At 71.6% G+C, this 23,153-nt stretch carries 21 protein-coding genes; 12 read left to right on the top strand and 9 right to left on the bottom strand.

The window, feature by feature from the left end:
- Positions 1-5: 5 nt before the first annotated feature.
- Positions 6-452: a heat shock protein transcriptional repressor HspR gene (locus tag ACZ63F_RS26500; protein WP_352364124.1), complete on the top strand. Its 447-nt coding sequence runs from the start codon at positions 6-8 to the stop codon at positions 450-452.
- A 70-nt stretch (positions 453-522) separates the two neighbouring features.
- Here the strand turns inward: ACZ63F_RS26500 and ACZ63F_RS26495 are convergent, their stop codons facing one another.
- A complete protein-coding gene (locus tag ACZ63F_RS26495) occupies positions 523-1,425 on the bottom strand; it encodes a fibronectin type III domain-containing protein (RefSeq protein WP_469714227.1) in 903 nt (300 codons plus the stop codon).
- A gap of 69 nt (positions 1,426-1,494) precedes the next feature.
- Between ACZ63F_RS26495 and ACZ63F_RS26490 the strand changes: the two genes are divergently transcribed.
- Complete coding sequence (locus tag ACZ63F_RS26490) at positions 1,495-1,809, top strand: hypothetical protein (protein WP_469714226.1); 315 nt, start codon at positions 1,495-1,497, stop codon at positions 1,807-1,809.
- 235 nt (positions 1,810-2,044) lie between these two features.
- Positions 2,045-3,154 (top strand): sugar ABC transporter substrate-binding protein, encoded by a 1,110-nt coding sequence (locus ACZ63F_RS26485; RefSeq protein ID WP_469714224.1) that lies wholly within the window; start codon positions 2,045-2,047, stop codon positions 3,152-3,154.
- A 128-nt stretch (positions 3,155-3,282) separates the two neighbouring features.
- Here ACZ63F_RS26485 and ACZ63F_RS26480 read toward each other — a convergent pair whose 3' ends face one another.
- The 3 genes from ACZ63F_RS26480 to ACZ63F_RS26470 are packed head-to-tail and all read right to left on the bottom strand — an operon-like array spanning position 3,283 to position 6,603.
- The gene (locus tag ACZ63F_RS26480) at positions 3,283-4,125 is read right to left on the bottom strand and encodes a transglutaminase family protein (protein ID WP_469714222.1); all 843 of its coding nucleotides are present in this window, start codon (positions 4,123-4,125) and stop codon (positions 3,283-3,285) included.
- Between the two features lies 1 nt (position 4,126).
- On the bottom strand, positions 4,127-5,059 hold the full coding sequence (locus ACZ63F_RS26475) for an alpha-E domain-containing protein (RefSeq protein ID WP_352364132.1): 933 nt from the start codon (positions 5,057-5,059) through the stop codon (positions 4,127-4,129).
- On the bottom strand, positions 5,056-6,603 hold the full coding sequence (locus tag ACZ63F_RS26470; protein ID WP_469714221.1) for a circularly permuted type 2 ATP-grasp protein: 1,548 nt from the start codon (positions 6,601-6,603) through the stop codon (positions 5,056-5,058). Before ACZ63F_RS26470 ends, ACZ63F_RS26475 begins: the two co-directional genes overlap by 4 nt.
- 394 nt (positions 6,604-6,997) lie before the next feature.
- On the opposite strand from ACZ63F_RS26470, the gene ACZ63F_RS26465 reads away from it, so the two are divergent.
- Entirely contained in the window at positions 6,998-8,086 is a 1,089-nt protein-coding gene (locus ACZ63F_RS26465; RefSeq protein ID WP_469714219.1) for a helix-turn-helix transcriptional regulator, read from the top strand.
- On the opposite strand, the gene ACZ63F_RS26460 is transcribed toward ACZ63F_RS26465, so the two are convergent.
- Genes ACZ63F_RS26460 through ACZ63F_RS26450 form a run of 3 tightly spaced genes read right to left on the bottom strand, consistent with a single transcriptional unit; the run spans position 8,049 to position 11,055 of the window.
- Positions 8,049-9,032 carry a helix-turn-helix transcriptional regulator gene (locus ACZ63F_RS26460; protein ID WP_469714218.1) on the bottom strand — a complete coding sequence of 328 codons (984 nt, stop codon included), beginning with the start codon at positions 9,030-9,032 and terminating at the stop codon, positions 8,049-8,051. The genes ACZ63F_RS26465 and ACZ63F_RS26460 overlap by 38 nt on opposite strands.
- On the bottom strand, positions 9,029-10,027 hold the full coding sequence (locus ACZ63F_RS26455; protein ID WP_469714216.1) for a helix-turn-helix transcriptional regulator: 999 nt from the start codon (positions 10,025-10,027) through the stop codon (positions 9,029-9,031). The genes ACZ63F_RS26460 and ACZ63F_RS26455 overlap by 4 nt, the downstream gene beginning before the upstream one ends.
- Complete coding sequence (locus tag ACZ63F_RS26450; RefSeq protein WP_469714214.1) at positions 10,024-11,055, bottom strand: helix-turn-helix transcriptional regulator; 1,032 nt, start codon at positions 11,053-11,055, stop codon at positions 10,024-10,026. The genes ACZ63F_RS26455 and ACZ63F_RS26450 overlap by 4 nt, the downstream gene beginning before the upstream one ends.
- 334 nt (positions 11,056-11,389) lie before the next feature.
- Between ACZ63F_RS26450 and ACZ63F_RS26445 the strand changes: the two genes are divergently transcribed.
- The 3 genes from ACZ63F_RS26445 to ACZ63F_RS26435 all read left to right on the top strand — a co-directional run bounded on the left by ACZ63F_RS26445 (position 11,390) and on the right by ACZ63F_RS26435 (position 15,630).
- Positions 11,390-11,686 (top strand): Rieske (2Fe-2S) protein, encoded by a 297-nt coding sequence (locus ACZ63F_RS26445; RefSeq protein WP_167449907.1) that lies wholly within the window; start codon positions 11,390-11,392, stop codon positions 11,684-11,686.
- Between the two features lie 471 nt (positions 11,687-12,157).
- Entirely contained in the window at positions 12,158-14,779 is a 2,622-nt protein-coding gene (gene clpB, locus ACZ63F_RS26440) for an ATP-dependent chaperone ClpB (protein ID WP_469714211.1), read from the top strand.
- A 320-nt stretch (positions 14,780-15,099) separates the two neighbouring features.
- Complete coding sequence (locus ACZ63F_RS26435; protein WP_351956538.1) at positions 15,100-15,630, top strand: type III secretion system chaperone family protein; 531 nt, start codon at positions 15,100-15,102, stop codon at positions 15,628-15,630.
- Between the two features lie 12 nt (positions 15,631-15,642).
- On the opposite strand, the gene ACZ63F_RS26430 is transcribed toward ACZ63F_RS26435, so the two are convergent.
- Complete coding sequence (locus ACZ63F_RS26430) at positions 15,643-16,824, bottom strand: hypothetical protein (protein ID WP_469714210.1); 1,182 nt, start codon at positions 16,822-16,824, stop codon at positions 15,643-15,645.
- 805 nt (positions 16,825-17,629) lie between these two features.
- Here ACZ63F_RS26430 and ACZ63F_RS26425 point away from each other — a divergent pair.
- Positions 17,630-17,809, top strand: a complete 180-nt coding sequence (locus ACZ63F_RS26425) for a hypothetical protein (protein WP_469714208.1) — start codon at positions 17,630-17,632, stop codon at positions 17,807-17,809.
- A 136-nt stretch (positions 17,810-17,945) separates the two neighbouring features.
- On the opposite strand, the gene ACZ63F_RS26420 is transcribed toward ACZ63F_RS26425, so the two are convergent.
- The gene (locus ACZ63F_RS26420; protein WP_469714206.1) at positions 17,946-19,139 is read right to left on the bottom strand and encodes a pyridoxal phosphate-dependent aminotransferase; all 1,194 of its coding nucleotides are present in this window, start codon (positions 19,137-19,139) and stop codon (positions 17,946-17,948) included.
- Positions 19,140-19,279: 140 nt separating this feature from the next.
- On the opposite strand from ACZ63F_RS26420, the gene ACZ63F_RS26415 reads away from it, so the two are divergent.
- From ACZ63F_RS26415 to ACZ63F_RS26400, 4 genes are all read left to right on the top strand, one after another.
- Positions 19,280-19,600 carry a hypothetical protein gene (locus ACZ63F_RS26415; protein WP_469714204.1) on the top strand — a complete coding sequence of 107 codons (321 nt, stop codon included), beginning with the start codon at positions 19,280-19,282 and terminating at the stop codon, positions 19,598-19,600.
- Positions 19,601-19,930: 330 nt separating this feature from the next.
- Positions 19,931-20,461 carry a DUF2617 family protein gene (locus ACZ63F_RS26410; protein ID WP_352364153.1) on the top strand — a complete coding sequence of 177 codons (531 nt, stop codon included), beginning with the start codon at positions 19,931-19,933 and terminating at the stop codon, positions 20,459-20,461.
- Between the two features lie 85 nt (positions 20,462-20,546).
- Complete coding sequence (locus tag ACZ63F_RS26405; protein ID WP_469714202.1) at positions 20,547-22,262, top strand: polyamine aminopropyltransferase; 1,716 nt, start codon at positions 20,547-20,549, stop codon at positions 22,260-22,262.
- An 83-nt stretch (positions 22,263-22,345) separates the two neighbouring features.
- Positions 22,346-23,101 carry an SRPBCC family protein gene (locus ACZ63F_RS26400; protein ID WP_469714201.1) on the top strand — a complete coding sequence of 252 codons (756 nt, stop codon included), beginning with the start codon at positions 22,346-22,348 and terminating at the stop codon, positions 23,099-23,101.
- Positions 23,102-23,153 lie beyond the last annotated feature (52 nt).

Below are 23,153 nucleotides of genomic sequence, written 5' to 3'. Positions count from 1 at the left end.
CGCAGATGGACGGCCGTCGACGTAACCCGTATGAACTGACCGAGGAGACTCCGGTCTACGTCATCTCGGTGGCGGCCCAGCTCTCCGGACTGCACCCGCAGACGCTGCGCCAGTACGACCGCCTCGGCCTGGTCTCCCCCGACCGCACGGCCGGGCGCGGCCGCCGCTACTCGGCCCGCGACATCGAACTGCTCCGCCAGGTGCAGGCGCTGTCCCAGGACGAGGGCATCAACCTGGCCGGCATCAAGCGCATCATCGAACTGGAGAACCAGGTCATGGCACTCCAGCAGCGCGTCGCCGAACTCCAGGCGACCGTCGACGGCGCGGCGGCCGCGATGCAGCAGCGCGAGGCCGCCGTCCACGCCTCCTACCGCCGCGACCTGGTCCCGTACCAGGAGGTCCAGCAGACCAGCGCGCTGGTGGTGTGGCGGCCGAAGAAGGCCAAGGACTAGCGGTACGCGTGCGAAGGGGCCCGGAGGTCACGACCTCCGGGCCCCTTTCGTCGTCCGGTCAGTAGTCCCCTCAGTAGTCCCAGATGCCGTAGGCCGCCGAGGTGACCGACGCCTCGGCGCCCGAGGCGTCCAGGCGGACGACGCGGTAGTAGTAGAGGCCCAGTTCGTCCCCGGACACGGTCGTGTCCATGTAGGACGCGGCGGTGCCCGCAGGGCCCTCGGCCAGGGTGCTCCAGGCGGCCGCCGCGGGGTCCCAGCGCTCCACCCGGTAGGCGGCGAACCGGGAGCAGTCGCCGAGGCCGGAGCTCTCCGAGCAGGTGACGTACGGCTCCGGGTAACGGTCGGCACGGACACCGGTCGTGGTCCAGCCGGGCGGCCGGGTGTCCGGCAGGGCGACCTGGACGGCCGTGGTGTGGAAGAAGTCGGGGCCCTCGTTCTCGTACAGGTGGTGACCGTCCGCTGCGGCCACACGGTAGACGTGGGTGGCGCCGTCCGGGACGGTCGGGCAGACGATCCCTGTCGCGGACGAGTCCGAGCTCCAGCAGTTCTTCTTCCAGACCGTCTCGCCGGTGTCCGGGTCGGTCGTGCCCTGCCAGACGTAGTACTCGGTGACGTCGTCGTCGGCGGGCGGTGTCCACGTCAGGCGGACGCCCAGCGGGACGGGTTCGGCCGTCAGGTCTTCCACCGGGGCCGGCCGCACCCTGTCCGGCGTGGTCGCCGTGGCCGCCGGACCGGGCGGCGACTCATGGCCGTACGGGTCGATCGTCACGACCGTGTAGTCGTACGTCGTCTCGGACGCGCCGGAGACGTCCCAGCAGGAGCCGTTGATCTGGCGGTCGCCGGCGTACCCGGGGGCGTCGCCGGTCCAGGTCCAGTAGGTGTGAGGATCCGTCAGCGGCGGGTCCTGCGAGCTGTTCGGCTTGCACCCGGCCACCGTGCTGCTGACGCCGGTCGCCCTGTCGGTGCGGACCACCCGGTAGACACGGATGCCGTCGAGGCCGGAGGCGGCGAGGCGAAGGGGCCGCCGGAGCCGAAGTCGCGGGTGACGGTCCAGTGGACGCCGAAGTCGTCCTTCGGGAGGCCGGACGCCGGCGCACCGCTCCAGCTCTCGTCGACCGCGGAGTCGCAGGCGGTCTTCTTCGGGGTGCCCTTGAACGTGGTGTTCGCGAACAACTGCCGCGTGAAGACGGGGGAGGAGCAGGCCGTGGCCGCCGAGGCGGTGCAGGCGGCGCCGCCGGGCAACGTGCCGGCGGTGGCGAACACCGCGGCGACGGCCGTGGCGCTTCTGGCTGGGTTCATTCGATCCTCTGGTCGCATCCGCACGACCGGAACGGCCGTTCCGGATGTCGACTCGTGAGGAACCGCGTTGGTTGTACTGATCTTTGCCTGCCCGTGAACTCCCGTTGGATGGAGGGTCCGTAAAGAGTGTTTGGAGGTGATTCCGCTGAGCCTTCACAGAAGCAGCGGAGCGTGGTGTTGCGCACTCGTTAAGTAGTTCCGCTTGACGCCGGGTGTGGCCTACGCGTTGGCTTTTCAGACATCTGGGTCGCAAAGCAGCCCACGTCCGGAACGCACCTGAAGTGAGCCCCCGTATGCGTCGAATAGCCATGTTTGTGGCCGCGTCCACGATGACCCTTTCGCTTGCCGGCTGCGGCGTGCTCAACGCGACAGGTTCGTCGACGTCCGCGACCCCGACGAAGGGCAACGACATCACGGTGGGCGTGCTGATGCCGGACAAGATCAACACCCGCTACAACAACTTCGACTACCCGATCATGAAGTCGAAGATCGCCGAGCTGACCAACAACCAGGGCAAGGTCGACTACCAGAACGCCGGCTCGTCCGCCGCCACGCAGGCGACGCAGATGCAGCAGATGATCGCCGACAAGGACGACGTGATCATCCTGGACGCCGTCGACGCGCACGCCATCGCGGGCACGGTGAAGAAGGCCAAGGCCGCGGGCATCCCGGTCATCGCCTACGACCGCCTCGCCGAGGGCCCCATCGACGCCTACGTGTCCTTCGACAACGAGCTGGTGGGCGAGGTCCAGGCCCGTACCCTCCTGGAGGCGCTCGGCTCGAACGTCGACACCTCCGACAAGGTCGTCATGATCAACGGCTCGCCGACCGACCCCAACGCCAAGCAGTTCAAGACGGGTGCCCTGTCCGAGCTGAACGGCAAGGTGACGACCGCGGGCTACTCGTACGACACCAAGGACTGGAACCCGGACATCGCCGAGCAGGAGGTCACCAAGGCCGTCGACCTGCTCGGCAAGGACAACATCGCCGCCGTCTACTCCGCCAACGACGCCATGGCGGGCGGTGTCGTCAAGGCCCTCAAGGCCGCGGGTGTGACCAACATGCCGCCGATCACCGGCCAGGACGCGGACCTCGACGCCATCCAGCGGATCCTCATCGGCGAGCAGTACATGACGGTCTACAAGCCGTACCCCGACGAGGCCGAGGCCGCCGCCCAGATGGCCGTCTACAAGGTCCAGGGCAAGGACATCCAGTTCGACGCGCTCACCCAGGACACCGTCGACAGCCCGACCAACAAGGACATCCCGTCCCAGCTGGTGCAGGTCAGCGCCGTGACCAAGAGCAAGATCAAGGACACCGTCGTCGCGGACGGCATCTACAAGATCTCGCAGATCTGCACGGCCGCGTACAAGACCGCTTGCGCGCAGGCGGGCCTCAAGTAGGGGAGTCGCCGGGAGTCGGGGGCTGACGCCTCTGCCGCGCCCCGTAAGGGGCGCTGGGGGTACCCCCCCCGGCCGAAGGCTGGGGGAGGAACTGCGCGAGCAACCCCCACCGGCCCGCAGCCGACCGGCTACGCGACCCTGGTGAACTCCACCGTCACCTCCGGCGCCCCTCCCGGCACCCCCCGGTAGATCCCCTTGTGCGGGGTCACGTCGTCGTAGTCCCGGCCCCGGCCCACCACCACGTGGTCCTCCCCGGCCCGCACCCGGTTCGTCGGGTCGTACCCGCACCAGTCGCCGGCCCAGTACTCGATCCAGGCGTGGCTCTGCCCGGCGACGGGCCGGTCCAGCTCGGCCTCCCGCTCGGGGTGCAGGTACCCGGACACGTACCGGGCCGGCAGCCCCAGCCCCCGCAGCAGGGCGACGGTGAGGTGGGTGATGTCCTGGCAGACGCCCGCCCGCTGGGCCCACGCCTCCGCGGGCGAGGTGTTCACCCCGGTCGCCCCCGGCAGGTACGTCACCCGGTCCGCGACCATCCCGGACACGGCCACCGCGGCCTCGTGCGGGCCCAGCCCCGCCGCCGCGCCCAGCGCCTTCTTCACCAGCTTCTTCGGCACCGACGTACGCGCGGTCGGCGTCACGAACTCCAACAGCCGTGACCCCGAGGCGCGTTCGGCCAGCTCCCGCCACCCCGGCGCGGCCGGCAGCGGGCCCGGCGCCGCCGTCTCCACCAGGCTGGACGCGGTGATCGTCACCTCCTCGTGCGGTTCGAGGAGGTCGAAGCCGGTGACCTGGGTGCCCCAGTAGTCCCAGTACGACCAGACGGCGGTCGCCGGCTGCACCGTGACCCGCGCGTCCAGCGTGGTCTGCCCCGGCAGGGTCAGCGGCGTCATCCGGACCTCGTTGTGCGAGGAGGCCGCGGGCTGCGCGTAGGAGACCCGGGTGGTGTGCCGGATGCGGAGGCGACGAGCCATCTCAGGCTCCTTCCTGGGCCCACTGCACGGGCCCCTGGTACGGGAAGAACCGCTCCGCCACCGCGTCGGCGGACGCCATGCAGGCCTGCTGGAGGTCGCGCAGCAGGACCGGCAGCTGCTCCTCCAGGGTGGCGGTGTCGAGGTATTCGAGGCGGGTGCGGGCCCGGCCGACGGGGGAGCGGGCCGGATCCTGGCGGGGCCGGCCGAGCGCGGCCAGGCACTCCTCGGCGGTGGTCAGCGCGTGCAGCGCCGACCGCGGGAAGTCCCGGTCCAGGAGCAGGAATTCGGCCACCCTCGGGGTGTCCCCGAAGCCGCTGTGCACCCGGGCGTACGCCTCGTCGGCGCCGCTCGCGCTGAGCAGCGTCGGCCAGTCCGGCGCGTGCGCCGCGTCCAGCACGCGCACCGAGAGCAGCCGTACCGTCATGTCCACCCGCTCCAGGCTCCGCCCGAGGACGACGAACCGCCAGCTGTCGTCCCGGCTCATGGTGGAGTCGGCGAGCCCGAAGAAGAGCGCGGCCCGGCTGCGCACCAGTTCCAGGTAGGCGTAGGGGCCGGTGCGGCGGGCGGCGCGGCGCCGGTCGCCGAGCGCGTGCCACGTGGAGTTGAGGCACTCCCACATCTCGGAGGAGACGGCCTCGCGGGCGCTGCGCGCGTTCAGCCGGGCGGCGCCGAGCGCGCCCTCGATGGAGCAGGTGGAGCGGGCGTCGAAGGCGAGCTGGTCCAGGACCTGCTGCATGTCCACCCGTTCCGGACCGGCGTCCACGCCGAGGATCGCGTACAGCGACCGGCAGGCGGCGTCCTCGTCGCGCCAGGGGTCCTCGAGCAGCCGGTGCAGGTAGGCGTCGAGGATCCGGCCGGTGGCGTCGGCCCGTTCGACGTAGCGGCCGGTCCACGTCAGCGACTCGGCGATACGGGAGAGGATCACGTCGTTCACTGCTGCTGCGCTCCTTCCGCTACGACCGCACGGGTGCCGTCGGGGCCGAGGCGGCGCGGGGCGACGGCGGGGATCGGGCCCGCGCCGACCGGCTCGGGGCGATCCGCCGGGCCCTCGGCGAGCACCCAGGTGTCCTTGGAGCCGCCGCCCTGGCTGGAGTTGACGATCAGGTTGCCCTCCTGGAGGGCGACCCGGGTGAGGCCGCCGGGCAGCACCCAGATGCCGTCGCCGTCGTTCACGGCGAACGGGCGCAGGTCAATGTGGCGCGGGGCCATCCGTTCACCCGAGAGGGTGGGGGAGGTGGAGAGGGCGACCGGGCGCTGCGCGATGAAGCCGCGCGGGTCGGCCGCGACGGCTTTGCGAGTGCGTTCCAGAGTCTCCTTGTCGGCCTTCGGGCCGATCACGATGCCCTGCCCGCCGGCCCCGTCCACGGGCTTCACCACCAGCTGGTCGATCTGGTCCAGGACCGCGTCCAACTGGCCTGGTTCATCAGGCCGGTAGGACTCGACGTTGGGGAGAACCGGTTCTTCCCCGAGGTAGTAGCGGATCAGGTCCGGGACGTAGGTGTAGAGGAGTTTGTCGTCCGCGATGCCGTTGCCGACAGCGTTCGCGAGTGTGACGTTCCCCGCGATGGCGGCGCTCAGGATGCCGGGGCAGCCGATCACCGAGTCGGAGCGGAAGTGCAGCGGGTCGAGGAAGTCGTCGTCGAGGCGCCGGTAGACGACGTGCACGGGCACCTCGCCGCGCGTCGTGCGCATCCACACGCGGTTGCTCCGGCACACCAGGTCGTGCCCCTCCACCAGCTGCACACCCATCAGCCGTGCCAGCAGGGCGTGTTCGAAGTACGCCGCGTTGCTGGGCCCGGGGGTGAGGACGACCACCCGGGGATCGCTCGCCGCCCCGCCGGGCGCGGCGGCCCGCAGGGCGGCGAGCAGCCGGCCCGGATACCCGTCCACCGGGAGCACGTGCTGCTCGGCGAAGAGCGAGGGGAAGATCCGGGTCATCGCACGCCGGTTCTCGATGACGTACGACACCCCGCTCGGTACCCGCACGTTGTCCTCGAGGACCCGGAAGGCCCCGGCCTCGTCGCGGACCAGGTCGATTCCGGCCACATGGATGCGCACCCCGCCGGGCGGCTCCACCGCGTGCGCGGCCCGGTGGAAGTGCGGCGAGCCAAGGAGCAGCCGCCAGGGCACCACCCCGTCCTCGAAGGCCCGCGCGTGTCCGTAGGCGTCGGCCAGATAGGCCTCCAGCGCCCGGACCCGCTGGGCCACGCCTCTTCGCAGAAGATCCCACTCCAGGGCGTCGAGGATCCTCGGCACCAGGTCCAGCGGCCAGGGCCGTTCCTCGCCCGCGAAGGCGTAGGTCACCCCCCGGTCGGTGAAGGCCCGGGCCATCTGGTCGGCCCGGAACCGCAGTTCACTCGGTTCGATCGGCTGGAGCGCAGCCAGTACCGGCTCATAGGCGGTCCTGACCTCACCCGGCCGCACAAACATCTCGTCCCACGCGTCGGCCAACGCGTACGCGTCGAATATGTCCGCCATGGAGGGACGTTAGAGCGGGCACGTAACGCGGCGATCACTGGCGGATTTCGGGGATTCGCCGAGACCGCCGCGCCACGCGCCCGCGAGCGGCCCTCCCTGCAACGCATCTCCCCCGTGGGCGCGTTGCACGGGGCCCCGGCCCGATCGGGGGAGGATGGCCCGGGGCCCCGCCGGGTGTCCGGCGACACCCGTGGGAAGCGGCTCTCACGATGCCGCGCGCACCCCCCTGCCACCACCGTCATCTTGTTGCAATGTGGTCGGCGGAGGCGGTGCGATATCCGGTCGCATCCGGGCATTACGGCGCCCTGTGCGAGGGGAGCCGTGTTGCGGACCCGGTCCGGACCGCTCATAGTTGCGCTGCGGAAGAGGCAGCAAACCGGGGGTGGAATGGGCGATGGCCGGGCACGGGACGGAGGAGCATCCACACGGTGCCGACCGGCTGTGCGCCGCCGGGGACCGGGTGTACTCCCGGGCCGTGCGCCGGGGCCGGGTGCGGCGCACGGACGCCGACGTGGTGCCCTGCCTGCTTGAACTGGCGCTGCTGCACCCCGATCCCGACGACATGGACTGGCTGGTGCCGACCGCTCCGCAGGAGGTCATGACCCGGCTGCTGCGCGGGGTCTACGACGAGGTGACGGACAGCCAGCGGCGGATGGGGTCGGCGGTCGCGGCGTTCGAGTGGTACGCCGGTCTGGGACGGCATCTGCAGGCCGTCTCGGCGTCCGCGGAGGGCACGGCGGCCATCCGGGTGCTCGACGGGCTGTCCCGGATCCAGGCGGCCATGGACGAGGCGACGGAGGCGTGCACGCAGGAGGTGCTGACCGTGCAGCCCGGCGGCATCCGGCGCGAGTCGGAGCTGACCGAGGGCCTGCACCGGGCCGTCGCCCTGCGCGGGCGGGGCGTGCGGATGCGCGACCTGTACACGCACGTCGCCCGGCACGGCCAGGGCCTGCTCAACTACCTGGAGCTGATGGGCGACGCGGTCGAGGCCCGCACCCTGGACGAGGTCATCGACCGGCTCATCCTCTTCGACCGCACGGTGGCGTTCATCCCCGCGAACGCGGACCGCACGATGGCCCTGGAGCTGCGCCACCCCGCCCTCGTCGAGTACTTCGTCACGGTTTTCGAACGTCTCTGGCGCCTCGCGATCCCGCTCACCGCCCCGCTCCCCGACACCGGCATCGAGGGCATCTCGCACCGGGAGCAGTCCATCGCCGCGCTGCTCGCCGAGGGCCACCAGGACGCGGTGATCGCCGAACGCCTCGGCATCAGCGTGCGCACCTGCCGAGCCCACATCGCCCGCCTCTCGGAGACCCTGGGCGCGGCCAGCCGCACCCAACTCGGCGTGCGGATAGCCCAGGTGGGGCTGGACCGGCCGCCGGGCGGGGCGAGCGGGGTTTCCGGCACGGCCCCGGGCACGGCCCCCGACCCGGCCTCGGACGCGGTCAGCCTTCCGGATCAAGGATCCCCGAGCGTGCGATGAGGTAGCCGAGCTGGGCGCGGCTCTCGCTGCCGAGAGTGTCGGCGAGCTTGGCGATGTGGACGCGGGCGGTGCGGATGTTCATGCCGAGCCGCTGGGCGATGACGGCGTCGGTGTGGCCGTCCACGAGGAGGGCGGCGATGGCCTGCTGGCGCGGGGTGATGCCGTTGACACTGGGGCGGCGGGCCGGCTCCGGGTACATGGGCGTGGCCAGGCGCCAGAGCCGGTCGAAGAGGGTGGCGAGGTACTTGACGAGGGCGGGGTGGCGGATCTCGAGGGCGAGGGTGCGGTCCGCGTTCGCGGGCACGAAGGCGACGGTGCGGTCGATGACGATGAGGCGTGCCGTCACTTCGTCGAGCGTGCGGGCCTCCACGTCGCCGTGCAGGTACTCGTAGCGTGCGACGACTGTGGGGGAGTGGCGGAGGGGGTGCTGGTAGAGCGTGCGGATACGGCCGCCGCGGTCGAGCAGCGCCTGGTCGCGGACCAGGGCTTCGACATGCCTCCTGGAAGGGGTGTGGGCCACGATGTTGGTGGTGTGCGGCTGGATTGTGAGAAGTTCGCCGGAACTGGCGACCATGGCCTCGGTGATGACCTCACCGATGCGGTCGAGTCCGCTGAGGACGCTGATCGTCGGGACGTCCGAGGAGGCGCCGCGCGGGCCGTCGGCCCGCATGAGCGGTTCGAACAGCTCCACCAGCCTTTCTTCGCGGCGCCGTTCGGCGGCGATCCGGCCCCGGGCGGAACGCAGCAGACGGTTCAGAGCTGCGGCGGGGGCGACGGGCTCCAGCCGGTTCGGGTCGTCGAGGGCCGGGTGGAGGAGGCCGAGGTCGGTGAGACAGGGCGTGTCGGCGGCCTCCCAGGCGTCGATGTGCCCGGTGCGCAGGGCGCGTTCGTACAGCTTGGCGCCGGCCTGGCACAGCTCGTCCGCACCGTGCTCGCAGCGGCTCACCGGGTGGGCTCCGCCTCGTCGAGGATCCCGGAGCGTGCGATGAGGTAGCCGAGCTGGGCGCGGCTCTCGCTGCCGAGGGTGGCGGCGAGTTTGGCGATGTGGACACGGGCGGTGCGGACGTTCATGCCGAGCCGCTGGGCGATGACCGCGTCGGTGTGGCCCTCCACGAGGAGGGCGGCGATGGCCTGCTGGCGGGGGGTGACTCCGTTGACGGAGGGGCGGAACTCGGCCTCGGGGAACATCGGCGTGGCCAGGCGCCAGAGCCGGTCGAAGGCGCTGATCAGGTAGTCGATCAGTGCCGGGTGGCGGACCTCCAGGGCGAGGGAGCCGTCGTCCTTGGCGGGGAGGAAGGCGACCGTCCGGTCCATGACGATGAGCCGGTCGGGCACCTCGTCGAGCCCGCGGGCCGTGCTGTCGCCCTTGAGGCTCTCGGCGTAGGTGAACACGTTGGGCACATGGCGCAGGGTGTTCTGGTAAAGCGTGCGGAACCGGCCGCCGCGGTCGAGGAACGCCTGGTCGCGTCCGAAGGCGGCGGGGCGGGCCTGGGCACCCCGCTCGCCGACCAGACCGGCGTGCGGCTGGACGCACAGGATTTCCTGCCGGGCCTCCGCCATGGACTCGCCGATGGCCTGGTTGATCCGCCGTGTGCCGCTCAGCAGCCGCAGCGCAGGGGAGTCCGTCGTCGCGCGGGGCGGTCCCTGGACGTTCATCAGCGGTTCGAAGAGCTCCACCAGGTGCTGCTCCAGCCGCCATTCCTCGGTGATGCGGGCGCGGGCCCCGCGCAGCAGCCGGGTGAGCGCGACGTCCGGGGCGACGGGCTCCAGCCGGCCGGCGTCGTCGAGCGCCGGGTGCAGCAGGCCGAGGTCGAGAAGGCAGGGCGCGTCCGCGGCGTCCTGCAAGGAGACGTGTCCGTGGCCGAGGGCACGCTCGTAGAGTTCCGTCCCCGCGATGCACAGGTCCTCGACGCCGTGCTCGGTGTGTGGGGGCGGCGTCACCGGTCACCGCCCTCCCCGTGGAGCTTCTGGTCCAGGATCCCGGACTGGGCGATCAGGTAGCCGAGCTGAGCACGGCTACCGCTGCCGAGCGCCTGAGCCAGCTTGGCAATGTGGGCGCGGCAGGTGCGGACGTTCATGCCCAGCCGACGGGCGATGGCCTCGTCGACATGCCCCTCGACCAGCAGCTTGGCGATCGAGTGTTGGATGTCGGTGATGCCGTCGGGAGCGGTCTCGTAGGGGGCACCGGCGCTAAGTGGTACGGCGCGGTTCCACATGAACTCGAAGACTTTGATCAAGTAACGGACGAGGCCGGAATGGCGCAGTTCGAGGGCGACCTGGCGGTCGTCGCGGGTGGGGATGAAGGCCACGGTCTCGTCACAGATGATCAGGCGTTCGACGAGCTCGTCGATGGTGCGGTACTCGGCCTTACCGTCGGAGAACTGGTCCACCCACGCAAGCCGTTCGGGGCTGTAGCGGGCGGTGTGCTGGTAGAGGGTGCGTATGCGCACCCCGCGCTCGATCAGCGGCTTGTCGCGCTCCAGAGCCTCGATGAGTCTGCGCTCGGGGTGGCGGTGGCTGGGCTGGACGGTGAGCATCTCGTTCTGGCACTGGGCGGTGGCGAGGTCGAGCGCGGCGTTGATGCGGTCGAGCCCCTCCAATACCGTGATCGAGTCCGTCGACTGCGTCACCTGTGCGCTCAGGGCCATGAACGGCTCGAATGCGTCTGCGAGGTCGATGGACAGCCGTCGGCGGTCGGTGATCTCGCGTTCGATGGGGTTGAGCCGCTGGGCCAGGGCCACCGACGGGGGAACCGGGCGGAGCCAGTTCGCGTCGTCGGGATCGGGATGGAGCAGGGCGAATTCCATGAGGCACGGGGCGGGCTCCACGTCGGCGCGGGCGATACGTCCCGTGCGGAGCGCGTTCGCGTACAGACGGGCGCCATCCCCACACAGCTCCGTCACCGCATGGGGATGCGCGGCTTTCGCCCGATTCGTTGTCAAATCTCCACCCCCCAGGGTCCTGAACATGCAGGAACATGATGCACCGATCGTGTGGCCATGATGTGCCCGAATGAGCCATCGTCTTACTGGACGGGGGAACGAGGGGACCTTCAAGTGAGGACGAAGCCGGCTATGCCTAAGAGAATGCTTCGCTCGGTGCTTGTCGCCGCCTTCGCCGCCATTGTGGCCTTCGGTTCTCTGAGTGGCCTCGCCGGCGCGAAGGGTGGGGTGCAGGCCGACAGCGCCTGGTCCGTGGCGGCTCCCGATGCGGCCGTCAGTGACAGTGTCATTGTCGCTCCGGACGACAGTGCGTGGAGTTGACGTGACCACTCCTCCGGACGACCGCTCCTTCCGCCGCGAGATGGCCACCGCCTACCGCTCGGGCTGGCACTTCATCGACCTCGTCACCGCGATCCCCCACTCCGGTGACTCGCTGATGGTGACCGTCTTCGGTGAGCCGGTCGTCGTCACGCGCGACGAGGACGAGGACGTACGGGCGTACCGGTGTCTGCGCAAGCCCCGGGGTGCGCCGCAGCCCGTGCGGTGCGCGATCCGGTACGGAATGATCTTTGTGAACCTGGACCAACGGGACCACCGGCTGGCTGAGCCGGATGTCCCGGACGTGAGGACCATCTCGGCCACCCCCCGCAGTGCCTGACGCGATTCCCCCGTCGTAAAAGATCGCTCAGGCGCTTCCCCCCGCAGCGGCGTCACCGTGACCTGAACACGGTGACGCCGCTGCAGTTTTCGGGGGACATTTCGATGTTTCGGCCGGTTTCGGCCGCATCCCACGGTGGCTGAAACCAGCCGCCGGAACCGGTCGGCCGACCTGCCCCCGGCCGGCCCTCGGCCACGTCCCGGCCGCGCCCGCTCCACCGCGTCTCGATCACCGCCATCGACGGCTTCTCCCCGGACGCCCCTGCCGCGCCGGCCGTCGGTCTCCGCCCCACGCCCCGCCCCCGGTCCTCTCGTCCGGCCCCGCGGTCGGCGAGCGGGGCACCTTCGGGCGTACTCGAAGGCCCGAAAGGCGGCCCAGGAAGGGCTCCCGCTCGCACCTTGAGTGGAATAGACTCAACTTTGTGTACGTTGGCTGAGTCAGCCGAACGATGCCGAGGAGGAGAACGCGAACGTGGACGCCGAGCTGACCAACAGGAGCCGGGACGCGATCAACGCGGCCAGCAGCCGGGCCGTGACCGAGGGACACGCGGACCTCACCCCTGCCCACCTGCTGCTGGCTCTGCTTGCCGGGCAGGACAACGAGAACATCACCGACCTGCTCGCGGCCGTCGACGCCGACCAGGCCGCCGTACGCCAGGGCGCCGAGCGCGTGCTGGCCGCGCTGCCCAGCGTGACCGGGTCCACGGTCGCGCCCCCGCAGCCCAACCGCGACCTGCTCGCGGTCATCGCCGACGCGGGCGAACGCGCCAAGGAACTCGGCGACGACTACCTCTCCACCGAGCACCTGCTCATCGGCATCGCCGCGAAGGGCGGCGCGGCCGGCGAGGTGCTCGACCGGCAGGGCGCCAGTGCGAAGAAGCTGGCGGAGGCCTTCCGGAAGGCGCGCGGCGGGCGCCGGGTGACCACCGCCGACCCCGAGGGCCAGTACAAGGCACTGGAGAAGTTCGGGACGGACTTCACCGCCGCCGCGCGGGACGGGAAGCTCGACCCGGTCATCGGGCGGGACCAGGAGATCCGCCGGGTCGTGCAGGTGCTGTCCCGCCGTACCAAGAACAACCCCGTGCTCATCGGCGAGCCCGGCGTCGGCAAGACCGCCGTCGTCGAGGGGCTGGCCCAGCGGATCGTCAAGGGCGACGTGCCCGAGTCGCTGAAGGACAAGCGGCTGGTGGCGCTGGACCTCGGCGCGATGGTCGCCGGCGCGAAGTACCGCGGCGAGTTCGAGGAGCGGCTGAAGACCGTCCTCGCCGAGATCAAGGACTCCGACGGGCAGATCATCACCTTCATCGACGAGCTGCACACGGTCGTGGGCGCGGGCGCCGGCGGCGACTCCGCCATGGACGCCGGCAACATGCTGAAGCCGATGCTGGCCCGCGGCGAACTGCGCATGGTCGGCGCCACCACCCTCGACGAGTACCGCGAACGCATCGAGAAGGACCCGGCGTTGGAGCGCCGATTCCAGCAAGTGCTGGTCGCCGAGCCGACGGTGGAGGACACGATCGCCATCCTCCGTGGCCTGAAGGGGCGTTACGAGGCCCACCACAAGGTTCAGATCGCGGACTCGGCACTGGTCGCCTCCGCGACCCTCTCCGACCGCTACATCACCTCCCGCTTCCTCCCCGACAAGGCCATCGACCTCGTCGACGAGGCCGCCTCCCGCCTCCGCATGGAGATCGATTCGTCCCCCGTCGAGATCGACGAACTCCAGCGTTCCGTCGACCGGTTGAAGATGGAGGAGCTGGCGCTGGAGAAGGAGACCGACCCGGCCTCCCGGGAGCGCCTGGAGAAGCTGCGCCGCGACCTCGCCGACAAGGAGGAGGACCTGCGCGGCCTCAACGCCCGCTGGGAGCGCGAGAAGCAGTCCCTGAACCGGGTCGGCGAGCTGAAGGAGAAGCTCGACGCCCTGCGCGGCACCGCCGAACGCGCCCAGCGCGACGGCGACTTCGACACCGCCTCCAAGCTGCTCTACGGCGAGATCCCGCAGCTGGAGAAGGAGCTGGAGGCCGCGTCCGAGGCCGAGGAGGAGACGGCCAGGGACACCATGGTCAAGGACGAGGTCGGCTCCGACGACATCGCCGACGTGGTCGCCGCCTGGACCGGCATCCCGGCCGGCCGCCTGCTGGAGGGCGAGACCCAGAAGCTGCTCCGCATGGAGGAGGAGCTGGGCCGCCGCCTGATCGGCCAGACCGAGGCCGTACGAGCGGTGTCGGACGCCGTACGACGTTCCCGCGCCGGGATCGCCGACCCGGACCGCCCCACCGGCTCCTTCCTCTTCCTCGGCCCGACCGGCGTCGGCAAGACCGAACTCGCCAAGGCACTCGCCGACTTCCTCTTCGACGACGAGCGGGCGATGGTCCGCATCGACATGTCGGAGTACGGCGAGAAGCACAGCGTGGCCCGGCTGGTCGGCGCCCCGCCCGGCTACGTCGGCTACGAGGAGGGCGGCCAGCTCACCGAGGCGGTCCGCCGCAGGCCCTACACCGTGGTCCTGCTGGACGAGGTGGAGAAGGCCCACCCCGAGGTCTTCGACATCCTGCTCCAGGTGCTGGACGACGGGCGCCTCACCGACGGCCAGGGCCGCACGGTCGACTTCCGCAACACCATCCTGGTCCTCACCTCGAACCTGGGCAGCCAGTACCTGGTCGACCCGGCGCTCAGCCCGGAGGAGAAGAAGGAGCAGGTCCTGGAGACGGTCCGGAGGTCCTTCAAGCCGGAGTTCCTGAACCGCCTGGACGACCTGGTGGTCTTCTCGGCCCTGGAGAAGGACGAACTGGCCCGGATCGCCCGCCTCCAGATCGACCGGCTGGCCAAGCGCCTCGCCGACCGCCGCCTCGCCCTGGAGATCACCCCCGAGGCCCTGGCCTGGCTCGCCGAGGAGGGCAACGACCCGGCCTACGGCGCCCGCCCGCTGCGCCGCCTGGTCCAGACCGCCATCGGCGACCGGCTGGCCAGGGAGATCCTCGCCGGCGAGGTCAAGGACGGCGACACGGTCCGCGTGGACGCGTTCGGTGACGGGCTGATCGTGGGGCCGGCGACGGCGGAAACCCCCATCGAAGACACCGGTAAGACCCTCTGACGGACGAAAGAGCCGGGCAGGCAGGCCGTCACCCCCGTGGGTGGCGGCCTCCGGGGCTTTCACCGTCCAACGGGTTCGGCCTGTCGCGAAGGTGGCCGGCGGCCCAGGAGCGGGCCGTTCTGCTCCCTAGGGCAGGTGTGCCGGGCCCGGGGCCGGGGGCTGGGGGTCCGGTTTTCTGGTATTCACCTCGTTGATCCGGCGCGAATCGGCGGCTCGGGGCCGAGCAGGTTGCCGGTCGTGGTCCAAGGGAGAGAGGGTGGGTGTTACGTCTGGTCTCAGTGATGACCGGACGATCCAGACGACCGCAGGAGTGTCCACGTATGTCCATCGACCCGTCCTCGATCCCGAGCTTCGGGGGCCAGCCCGAGCCGCAGCCCCAAGGACCGGCGGGCCCCGTCGTCCCGGATCAGGATCTTGTGAAGCAGCTCCTCGACCAGATGGAGCTCAAGTACGTCGTCGACGACGAGGGCGACCTCGCGGCGCCGTGGGAGCAGTTCCGCACGTACTTCATGTTCCGCGGCGAGGACGAGCAGGCCGTCTTCTCGGTGCGGACGTTCTACGACCGCCCCCACAAGATCGACGAGAAGCCGCAGCTGCTGGAGTCCATCGACGACTGGAACCGGCGGACCCTGTGGCCCAAGGTCTACACCCACACCCACGACGACGGCACGGTCCGTCTCATCGGTGAGGCCCAGATGCTGATCGGCATGGGTGTCGACATCAACCACTTCGTGTCCTCCACGGTCAGCTGGGTGCGGGCCGCGATCGAGTTCGACAAGTGGCTGGTCGAGCAGCTCGGCCTGGAGGAGGCGGTCAACGAGGCCGACGAGCCGGAGGACGGCGACGAGTAGGACCTGAGCGGGCTACAGGGGCGTCTGCGCGTACACGACGAGGTAGGTGCCGTAGCCGAACGAGAGCCCGGCCAGGGCCGTGACCACCACCGTCGCGTGCCAGGGCCGGGCTCTCGCCGTGCGCACCAGCGCCCGGGCCAGCGGGAGCAGCAGCGGGAAGGCCGGGAGCAGGAAGCGCGGCTTCGACTCGAAGAAGCCCGAGCCGCCGAGGGCGATCAGCAGGAGCACGGCGGTGTGGGCGAGCAGCGGGAGCGGGGCGCGGTCCAGGGCCAGCAGGGCGAACAGCACCACCGCCGCCGCCACGATGACCAGCGCCATCGGGAAGACGAACCGGTCGCCGCGCAGCAGCAGCGTACGGACGAAGGCGAGCGAGCCCCGGCCGAAGTCGAAGCGTGAGCCCCACAGCCGCTGGACGCCGAAGTAGCCGCCCAGCACGTCGCCGGTGCGCAGGCCGACCCAGAGGACGTACGCGCTCCAGCCCAGCGGGGCGAGCGCCGCCCCCGTCCACAGCCTGTGGGTAACCCGGCCGCGGGAGCGCCGGATCTCGGCCGCGGCGGCGAGCAGCACGGCAGCCGCGACCGCGAAGCCGTTCGGGCGGGACAGCCCGGCCAGGGCGGCCAGGGTGCCCGCCCACAGCCAGTTCCCCGCCAGGACGGCGTACAGCGACCAGGCGGCGAAGGCGGTCAGCACCGGTTCCGTGTACGCCATGGACAGCACCACGGAGTGCGGGAGCAGCCCCCAGAGCAGCACCAGGGCGGTGCCCACCGCCCGCCCGTGCAGCCGGGCGCCCACCGCGTAGATCCCGCCCGCGGCGACGGCGGCGGCCGTCCACGACACCAGCAGCCCCGCGCCGGCCCCGCTGAGCGGGGTCACGGCCGTCAGGGTCCGGATGAGGGCCGGGTAGAGCGGGAAGAACGCCAGGTCACTGTGGACGATGCCGGGGCCGAAGTACAGGGTGCGGCCGTAGCCGTGCGCCGCGATCCCCAGGTACCAGGCCGCGTCCCACGACCTCCCGAGCAGCGTCAGCGGATGCCGCCCGCCCGCCCATGCGGCCAGCGCCAGCACGGCCATGCCGGTGAGCCGTACCGCCGCGAACAGCCCCACGGCGACCCCGCCCGCGGCGACGACGGACAGCCGGGCGCCGGGCCGCTGCGCGACGGGCGGGGCGAGGGCGGTGGTGCTGGCGTGGCTCACATTCGCACAGTGCCGGGCGACGCGGAGAGGGGCGAGAAATGGACGCCCGATGGAGGGAGACACCGCACGCTGCAGGCGTCCACCGAGCGGCCGGAAGGCCGGCGCCGAGATGACCCGAGCGGGGACGAGCGGGGACGAGCGCCAGGGTCGTGTCCTGAGGTCAGTCGTCCTCGTCGGCCTCGAGACGCGGAAGGACGTCGGTGTCCATGCCGTAGGTGCCGAAGAGGTCGACCAGGGCCCTGGCCATGGCGTCCAGGCCGCCTTCACGGACGATCACGAGGTCGGGGACCTGGAGGTACAGGCCGTCAGCGCACAGCAGGTCAGCGTAGCCAGGGGGCGAGTTCGTTCGCGAGTACGGCGTATGCGGGGTCGGTGGGTAGCCAGAGAAGTTTGTGCTGAGCCCCGTCATGCATGCGGACGGTGAGTCGGTCGGCGGTGATGCCGCGACGGAGGTGGGCGGAGGCAATGCCGGCCAGAGGGATCACTTTGTTGGTCCGGTGCTCCGTCCGGATCTGCGCGGTGGCAGCAGCAGTGACGTCAGCCTCCGGCAACGGCACGACCACCGTTGGCCCCTTCCTGTTCGCCAGAGTGGCGGTGAACCCGAGCCGACGGCGGACCAACGCCGACGGGAGCAGCCACAGCTCCCCGTGAATCCAGTCGCTCCACCCGGTCGTGCAGCTCCTCGTCAGCAGTCGCGCTCGTCCATCCACCGCGCCACTCTATGCCCGCGTCATCCCCGCGCTACGGCGTGCGCGAGGCCGGGACCCTTGCCGGTACGGCTGTCGGCTGTCACGGGGCCAGCGTCTTGAGCCGGCTGCACCAGCTCCGAGGCAGACACGCCACCAGGGAATGGAAGGGCTCTGAGCTGGAGCAGTGGGAGTACGAGATCACCAGCGGCGGCCGGGTCCGCTACCTGGTCAGCCCGGACACCTCGACTGTGATCCTTGTGTACGCCTCCCCGCGACACCCGAAGGGCACCGAATAGCCTCCGCCGTTTCGCCCGTACGGAAGGCGAGGCGAACCGGGGTGCGGGGTGCGATGGGCTCTTGCGGTGCAGGTGGCGGGCAGACCGGAGTCGGAGGACTGCCGTGCCAAGGACGACTGACCCCATGCAGCGGCGTTCAGTGCACGAATGCCTTGCGGAGCCGTTCTGCCGCGTCCGCCAGTACCTCGACGCGTTTGCAGAACGCGAACCGGACGTACGGTGCCCCGGCCTCTTTGTGGTCGTAGAAGACCGCGTTCGGGATGGCGACGACACCCGCCCGCTCGGGGAGGGCGCGGCAGAAGGCGAGGCCGTCGGCCTCGCCAAGGGGCCGGATGTCGGTGGTGACGAAGTAGGTGCCGGTCGGCCGGAAGACGGTGAAGCCGGCGTCGATGAGGCCAGCGCTGAGCAGGTCTCGCTTGGCCTGCATGTCCGCGCGGAACACCTCGAAGTACGTGTCGGGCAGTGCCAGCGCCTCGGCAACGGCGTACTGGAAGGGGCCGGAGGCGACGTACGTCAGGAACTGCTTCGCCGAGCGCACCGCCGTGACCAGCTCCGGCGTCGACGTCACCCAGCCGACCTTCCAGCCGGTGAAGGAGAAGGTCTTGCCGGCCGAGCCGATGGTGACCGTGCGCTCGCGCATGCCGGGGAGCGTGGCGAGGGGAATGTGTTCGGCCTCGTCGTAGACCAGGTGCTCGTACACCTCGTCGGTCACCACCAACAGGTCCCGCTCCACCGCCAGCTCGGCGACCGCGGTCAGCTCGGCGCGCGTGAGGACCGTGCCGGTCGGGTTGTGCGGGGTGTTGACCAGGAGGAGCCGGGTGCGCGGGGTGACGGCGGCGCGCAGCTCGTCGAGGTCGAGGCGGAACGCGCCGGCGTCCGGGCGCAGGGTGACCGGGACCCGGGTGCCGCCCGCCATCGCGATGCTCGCCGCGTAGGAGTCGTAGTACGGCTCCAGGGCGACCACCTCGTCCCCGGGCTCCACCAGGGCCAGCAGGGCGGCCGCGATGGCCTCGGTGGCACCGGCGGTGACCAGCACCTCGGCGTCCGGGTCGTACGACAGGCCGTACCGGCGCTGCTGGTGCGCCGCGATCGCGGTGCGCAGCTCGGGGACGCCCGGCCCCGGCGGGTACTGGTTGCCGCGCCCCTCGCGCAGCGCGCGCACGGCCGCCTCCCTGACCTCCTCGGGGCCGTCGGTGTCCGGGAAGCCCTGCCCGAGGTTGATGGAGCCGGTGCGCAGCGCGAGGGCGGACATCTCGGCGAAGATCGTGGTGCCGAACTCGGCCAGCCGACGGTTCAGGAGCGGGCGTTCGCTGGAGGTCATGGCGGCCATCCTGCGCCCAAGCTCTGGAGTTCCTCAACTCTGCTTTGGCCGCCGTGGCGGCCGGGCATCCCCAGTCCACGCCGCGCTCTCGCGGCGGCCGGGGCGCCCACGGGGGGTCGCTTTCGGGGGAACGGAAAGAAGGTGACGCCATGGGCACCGTCTTCATCGTGGTGGTGGCCGCGGTCATCTGCCTCGCGATCGTCGCGTCGGCGGTCCGCAGGGGCGGCGGGGGCAAGGGGGCCTACCGCGGGGGCGGCTCCTCCTCCTACGACAGCTCCGGCAGCTGGTGGGCCGGGGACTCGGGGGCGTCGTCCACGCACGGAGGCCACCACGGAGGCCACCACGGAGGACATCACGGAGGCCACCACGGCGGGCATCACGGGGGCGGCCACTCGTGCGGCGGCGGGCACTCCTCGTGCGGCGGCGGGTCGTCCTGCGGCGGCGGGGGCGGCTGCGGCGGGAGCAGCTGAGCCGCCCGCGGGCGGCGGGGAACCGGGGCGTCCGGACGCGGAGCGGGGAGCTCTCGCCGGGCGCCCCGGCGTGCGCCGGAAGGAGTGGGGCGCACAACTTGGTTGAACAGTTGAGCTGTGGAGCCCTCTGAGGGATGGAAACCCCACGAAGTTGGGTAAAAACGCTGTGGCAGCGCCACAGTTCATGATTCCCTCTAAATCACCAAAGCAGCACCTCGGACGTCCTGACGACACCCTCCCCCGGCTGGGCCGGCCGGGCCGATCTCCCGGTGTCGACCGAGGTGCACCGGACCACACTCCCCCCCTTTTGCGTGTTAGCGGAGCCGATCCATGCTCACGACCCTGAACACCACCTACACCGATACGCGCGCGGCCGACCTCGCCTGGGCCCTGGGGCGCGAGCCGCTGCCCGCCCTGGCCACCCTCGACCTGGAACTGAACGGGGCGAAGCTGCAGTTGAGACTGCTCGGCGCGTCCCACCAGGTGCTCCTCGAGGAGGAGTGCGGCGGCTGCTCGGAGACGGTGGCGTGCATCCCGGGGTCCAGCACCCCCCTGCCGCTCGGCGTCGCCAAGCGCAACGGCAACTGGGAGTACGAGTTCGCGGCCCGCGTCGAGGTGCTGTCACCGGGCTCCTTCGCGGGCCGCGCCCAGGAGTTGCTGGCCCTCGTCTCCGAGCATCCGCACGGCCTCGCCGGGGTCTTCCCGGGCAGTCCGCACGCGTTCACGGCGATGCTGGCCCAGCGCCACGAGGGCCAGGTGCACTGGCGGACCTGGCACGCGTACCCGCAGGACGGCCAGCTGGTCGCGACCCGGACCCGGGTCGGCGCACGGGTCCCGGTACCCCAACCCGTCGCCGGATGACATAAACCAACGGGGCGTCAAAGGGCCCGGAGTTCCACACGTGTGGGTGACGAAGCGTACCGAGCGAGTGACGTAACGTCGCAGAGTGATCGATCCGCACGCACCCGCCCCTCCCGGCACACCGCCGCCCTGGGGCGCCCCCGCGCCGCTGCCCGTGCGGCCGGGGACGGGCCGCTTCCTGGTCCTGGCATGCGTGTTCGTCTGCGCGGCCTGTGGATTGGTGTACGAGCTCGAACTCGTCGCCCTCGCCTCGTACCTGATCGGCGACTCGGTCACCCAGGCCTCCGTCGTGCTGTCCGTGATGGTCTTCGCGATGGGCGTCGGCTCCCTCGCCGCAAAACGGCTGCGCTGGCACGCGGCGGCCGGGTTCGCCGCGGTGGAGGCCGCGCTGGCGCTGGTCGGCGGCTGCAGCGCCATGGCGCTGTACGCCGTGTTCGCCTGGACCGGCGGCTGGGGCGGGCTGTGGGCCGCCGGGCCGCGCTGCCTCCTGGTCGCCTTCTCCCTCGCCATCGGCCTGCTCATCGGCGCCGAGGTGCCGCTGCTGATGGAGCTCATCCAGCGCATCCGCCGCCAGGACGCGGGCGGTGCGGTCGCCGACCTGTTCGCGGCCGACTACGTGGGCGCGCTGGTCGGCGGCCTCGCCTTCCCGTTCCTGCTGCTGCCCTTCCTCGGCCAGTTGACGGGCACCCTGCTCACCGGCACCGTCAACGTCGTCGCCGGGGGCGCCCTGGTGCTCGGGCTGTTCCGCCGTGACCTCTCCCGCCGGGCCCGCTGGACCCTCCTCGTCGCGGGCATCGCCGTCCTCGGCCTCCTCGCCTCCGCCGCCGTCCTCGTCGGCGACTTCGAACGGGCCGCACGGCGCGCCGTCTACGGCGCCGACGTCCGCGTCGCCCTCCAGACGGACGTCCAGGAGATCGTCCTCACCGGCGGCACCCACGGCCGCCCCCTCGACCTCTTTCTCGACGGCCGGCTGCGGGTCGGCGGCCGCGACGAACGCCGGTACCACGAAGCCCTCGTCCACCCCGCGATGACCGGCCCGCACGCGCGCGTGCTGATCCTCGGCGGCGGCGACGGCATGGCCGCGCGCGAGGTGCTGCGCCACCGGGGCGTCGACCGCGTCGACGTCGTCGAACTCGACGCCGGCCTGGTCCGCCTCGCCCGCCACGACCCCGCCCTCTCCGCGCTCAACAACCACGTCTACGACGACCCCCACGTCCATGTGTTCACCGCCGACGCCTTCCACTGGCTGCGCGAGGCACCCCGCTCCGGCTACTCCGGCTCTCCCGGCTCTCCCGGCTACTCCGGCTCTTCCAGCTACTCCGGCTCGTCCGGCTACTCCGGTTCCTCCCGTTACGACGTCGTCATCGCCGACCTGCCCGATCCCGGCATCACCGCCAGCACCAAGCTGTACTCCGAGGAGTTCTACGGCCTCGTCCGCCGCGCCCTCGCCCCCGGCGGCCGCCTGGTCGTCCACGCCGGACCGGTCCAGGCCCGCCCGCACGCCTTCTGGACGGTCGCCGCGACCCTGCGGGCGGCGGGCCTCGCCATCACCCCCTACCGGGTCCTCGGCCAGGACGCCGGCTTCACCCCGGGCCCCGACCGCTCGGCCGGCGAGTCCAGGGCCCCGCACGACTGGGGTTTCATCCTCGCGACCGCGGGTCCCCGCGCGCCGGCGCTGCGCCTGCCGGCCGGCGACCCGCGACTGCGGACGCTCACGGAAGGGGGACTGGAGCGGGACGCCCTGCAGACCCCGAGGGCCGGGCTGCCGCCGTCGTCCACGCTGGTGCACCCGCGGTACTGAACGGGCCCGCGCGTCAAGGAGGCTCGCACCGCCGTGCGTCGGGGAGGGTGTGCCGGACCGACTCGTGGGTAGGCTCAGTCGGCATGGAGCACCAGGTGTACGTCCCGGCCCCGGCCTCGCGGCTCAGGGAGGCGCTGGCCGATCCCGCGCGGGTCGCCCGGGCGGTTCCCGGCCTCCAGCAGGACGCGGGCGCCGACCCCGGCACCGGCCGCCTCAAGGTCCGCATCGGCAGCCACTCGATCACCTACCGCGGTTCCCTGCGCGTGAGCCCCCACGAGGACGGTTCGTACGCGGTCGACGGTGACGCCATCGAGGCCCGCGGCACCGGCACGGTGAAGCTGGCGCTGACCTTCCGCCTCGCGGAGACGGGCGAGGGGTGCACGGTCACGGTGACCGGTACGGCCTCCGCGGACGGGCGGGTCGCGGAGCTGCCGGCGGAGGCGGTCCAGGCGGCGGGGACGAGGCTGCTGGGCCGTTTCGCGGAGGGGCTGGGGGAGGCGCCTGCCGCCGGACCGGCCTCGGTCTTCGAGACGGAGGTCCCGCCGCCGTCCCTGGCACCGGAGCCGGAGGCGGTGGCGGAGCCGGTGAGCGAGCCGGTGAGCGAGCCGGTCGTGGAGCCGCTGCCCGAGATCTTCGCCGAGGCGGCGCACGCGCGGCGGACGATGATCGGCCGCAGTGCGGAGGAGGTGGACCACGCGCCGCCGAGGGGGCGGTACGCGCCGGTCCCGGCGCCGCAGACGGTGGCCGGGGCGTCGGCCCTGCGGTGGGCCGCACCGGCGGCGGCCCTGGCACTCGCGTCGGCGATCGTGGTGACGAGGGCGCTGCGCAGGCGCCGCTGACCCGGCCGGCCGGGGGTGGGGACGCTCACCGGCGCTGGCAGGGTCCGCTGCG

The sequence above is a fragment of the Streptomyces sp. NPDC104761 genome, from assembly GCF_055583445.1.
This window is presented reverse-complemented; position numbering and strand designations above follow the sequence as displayed.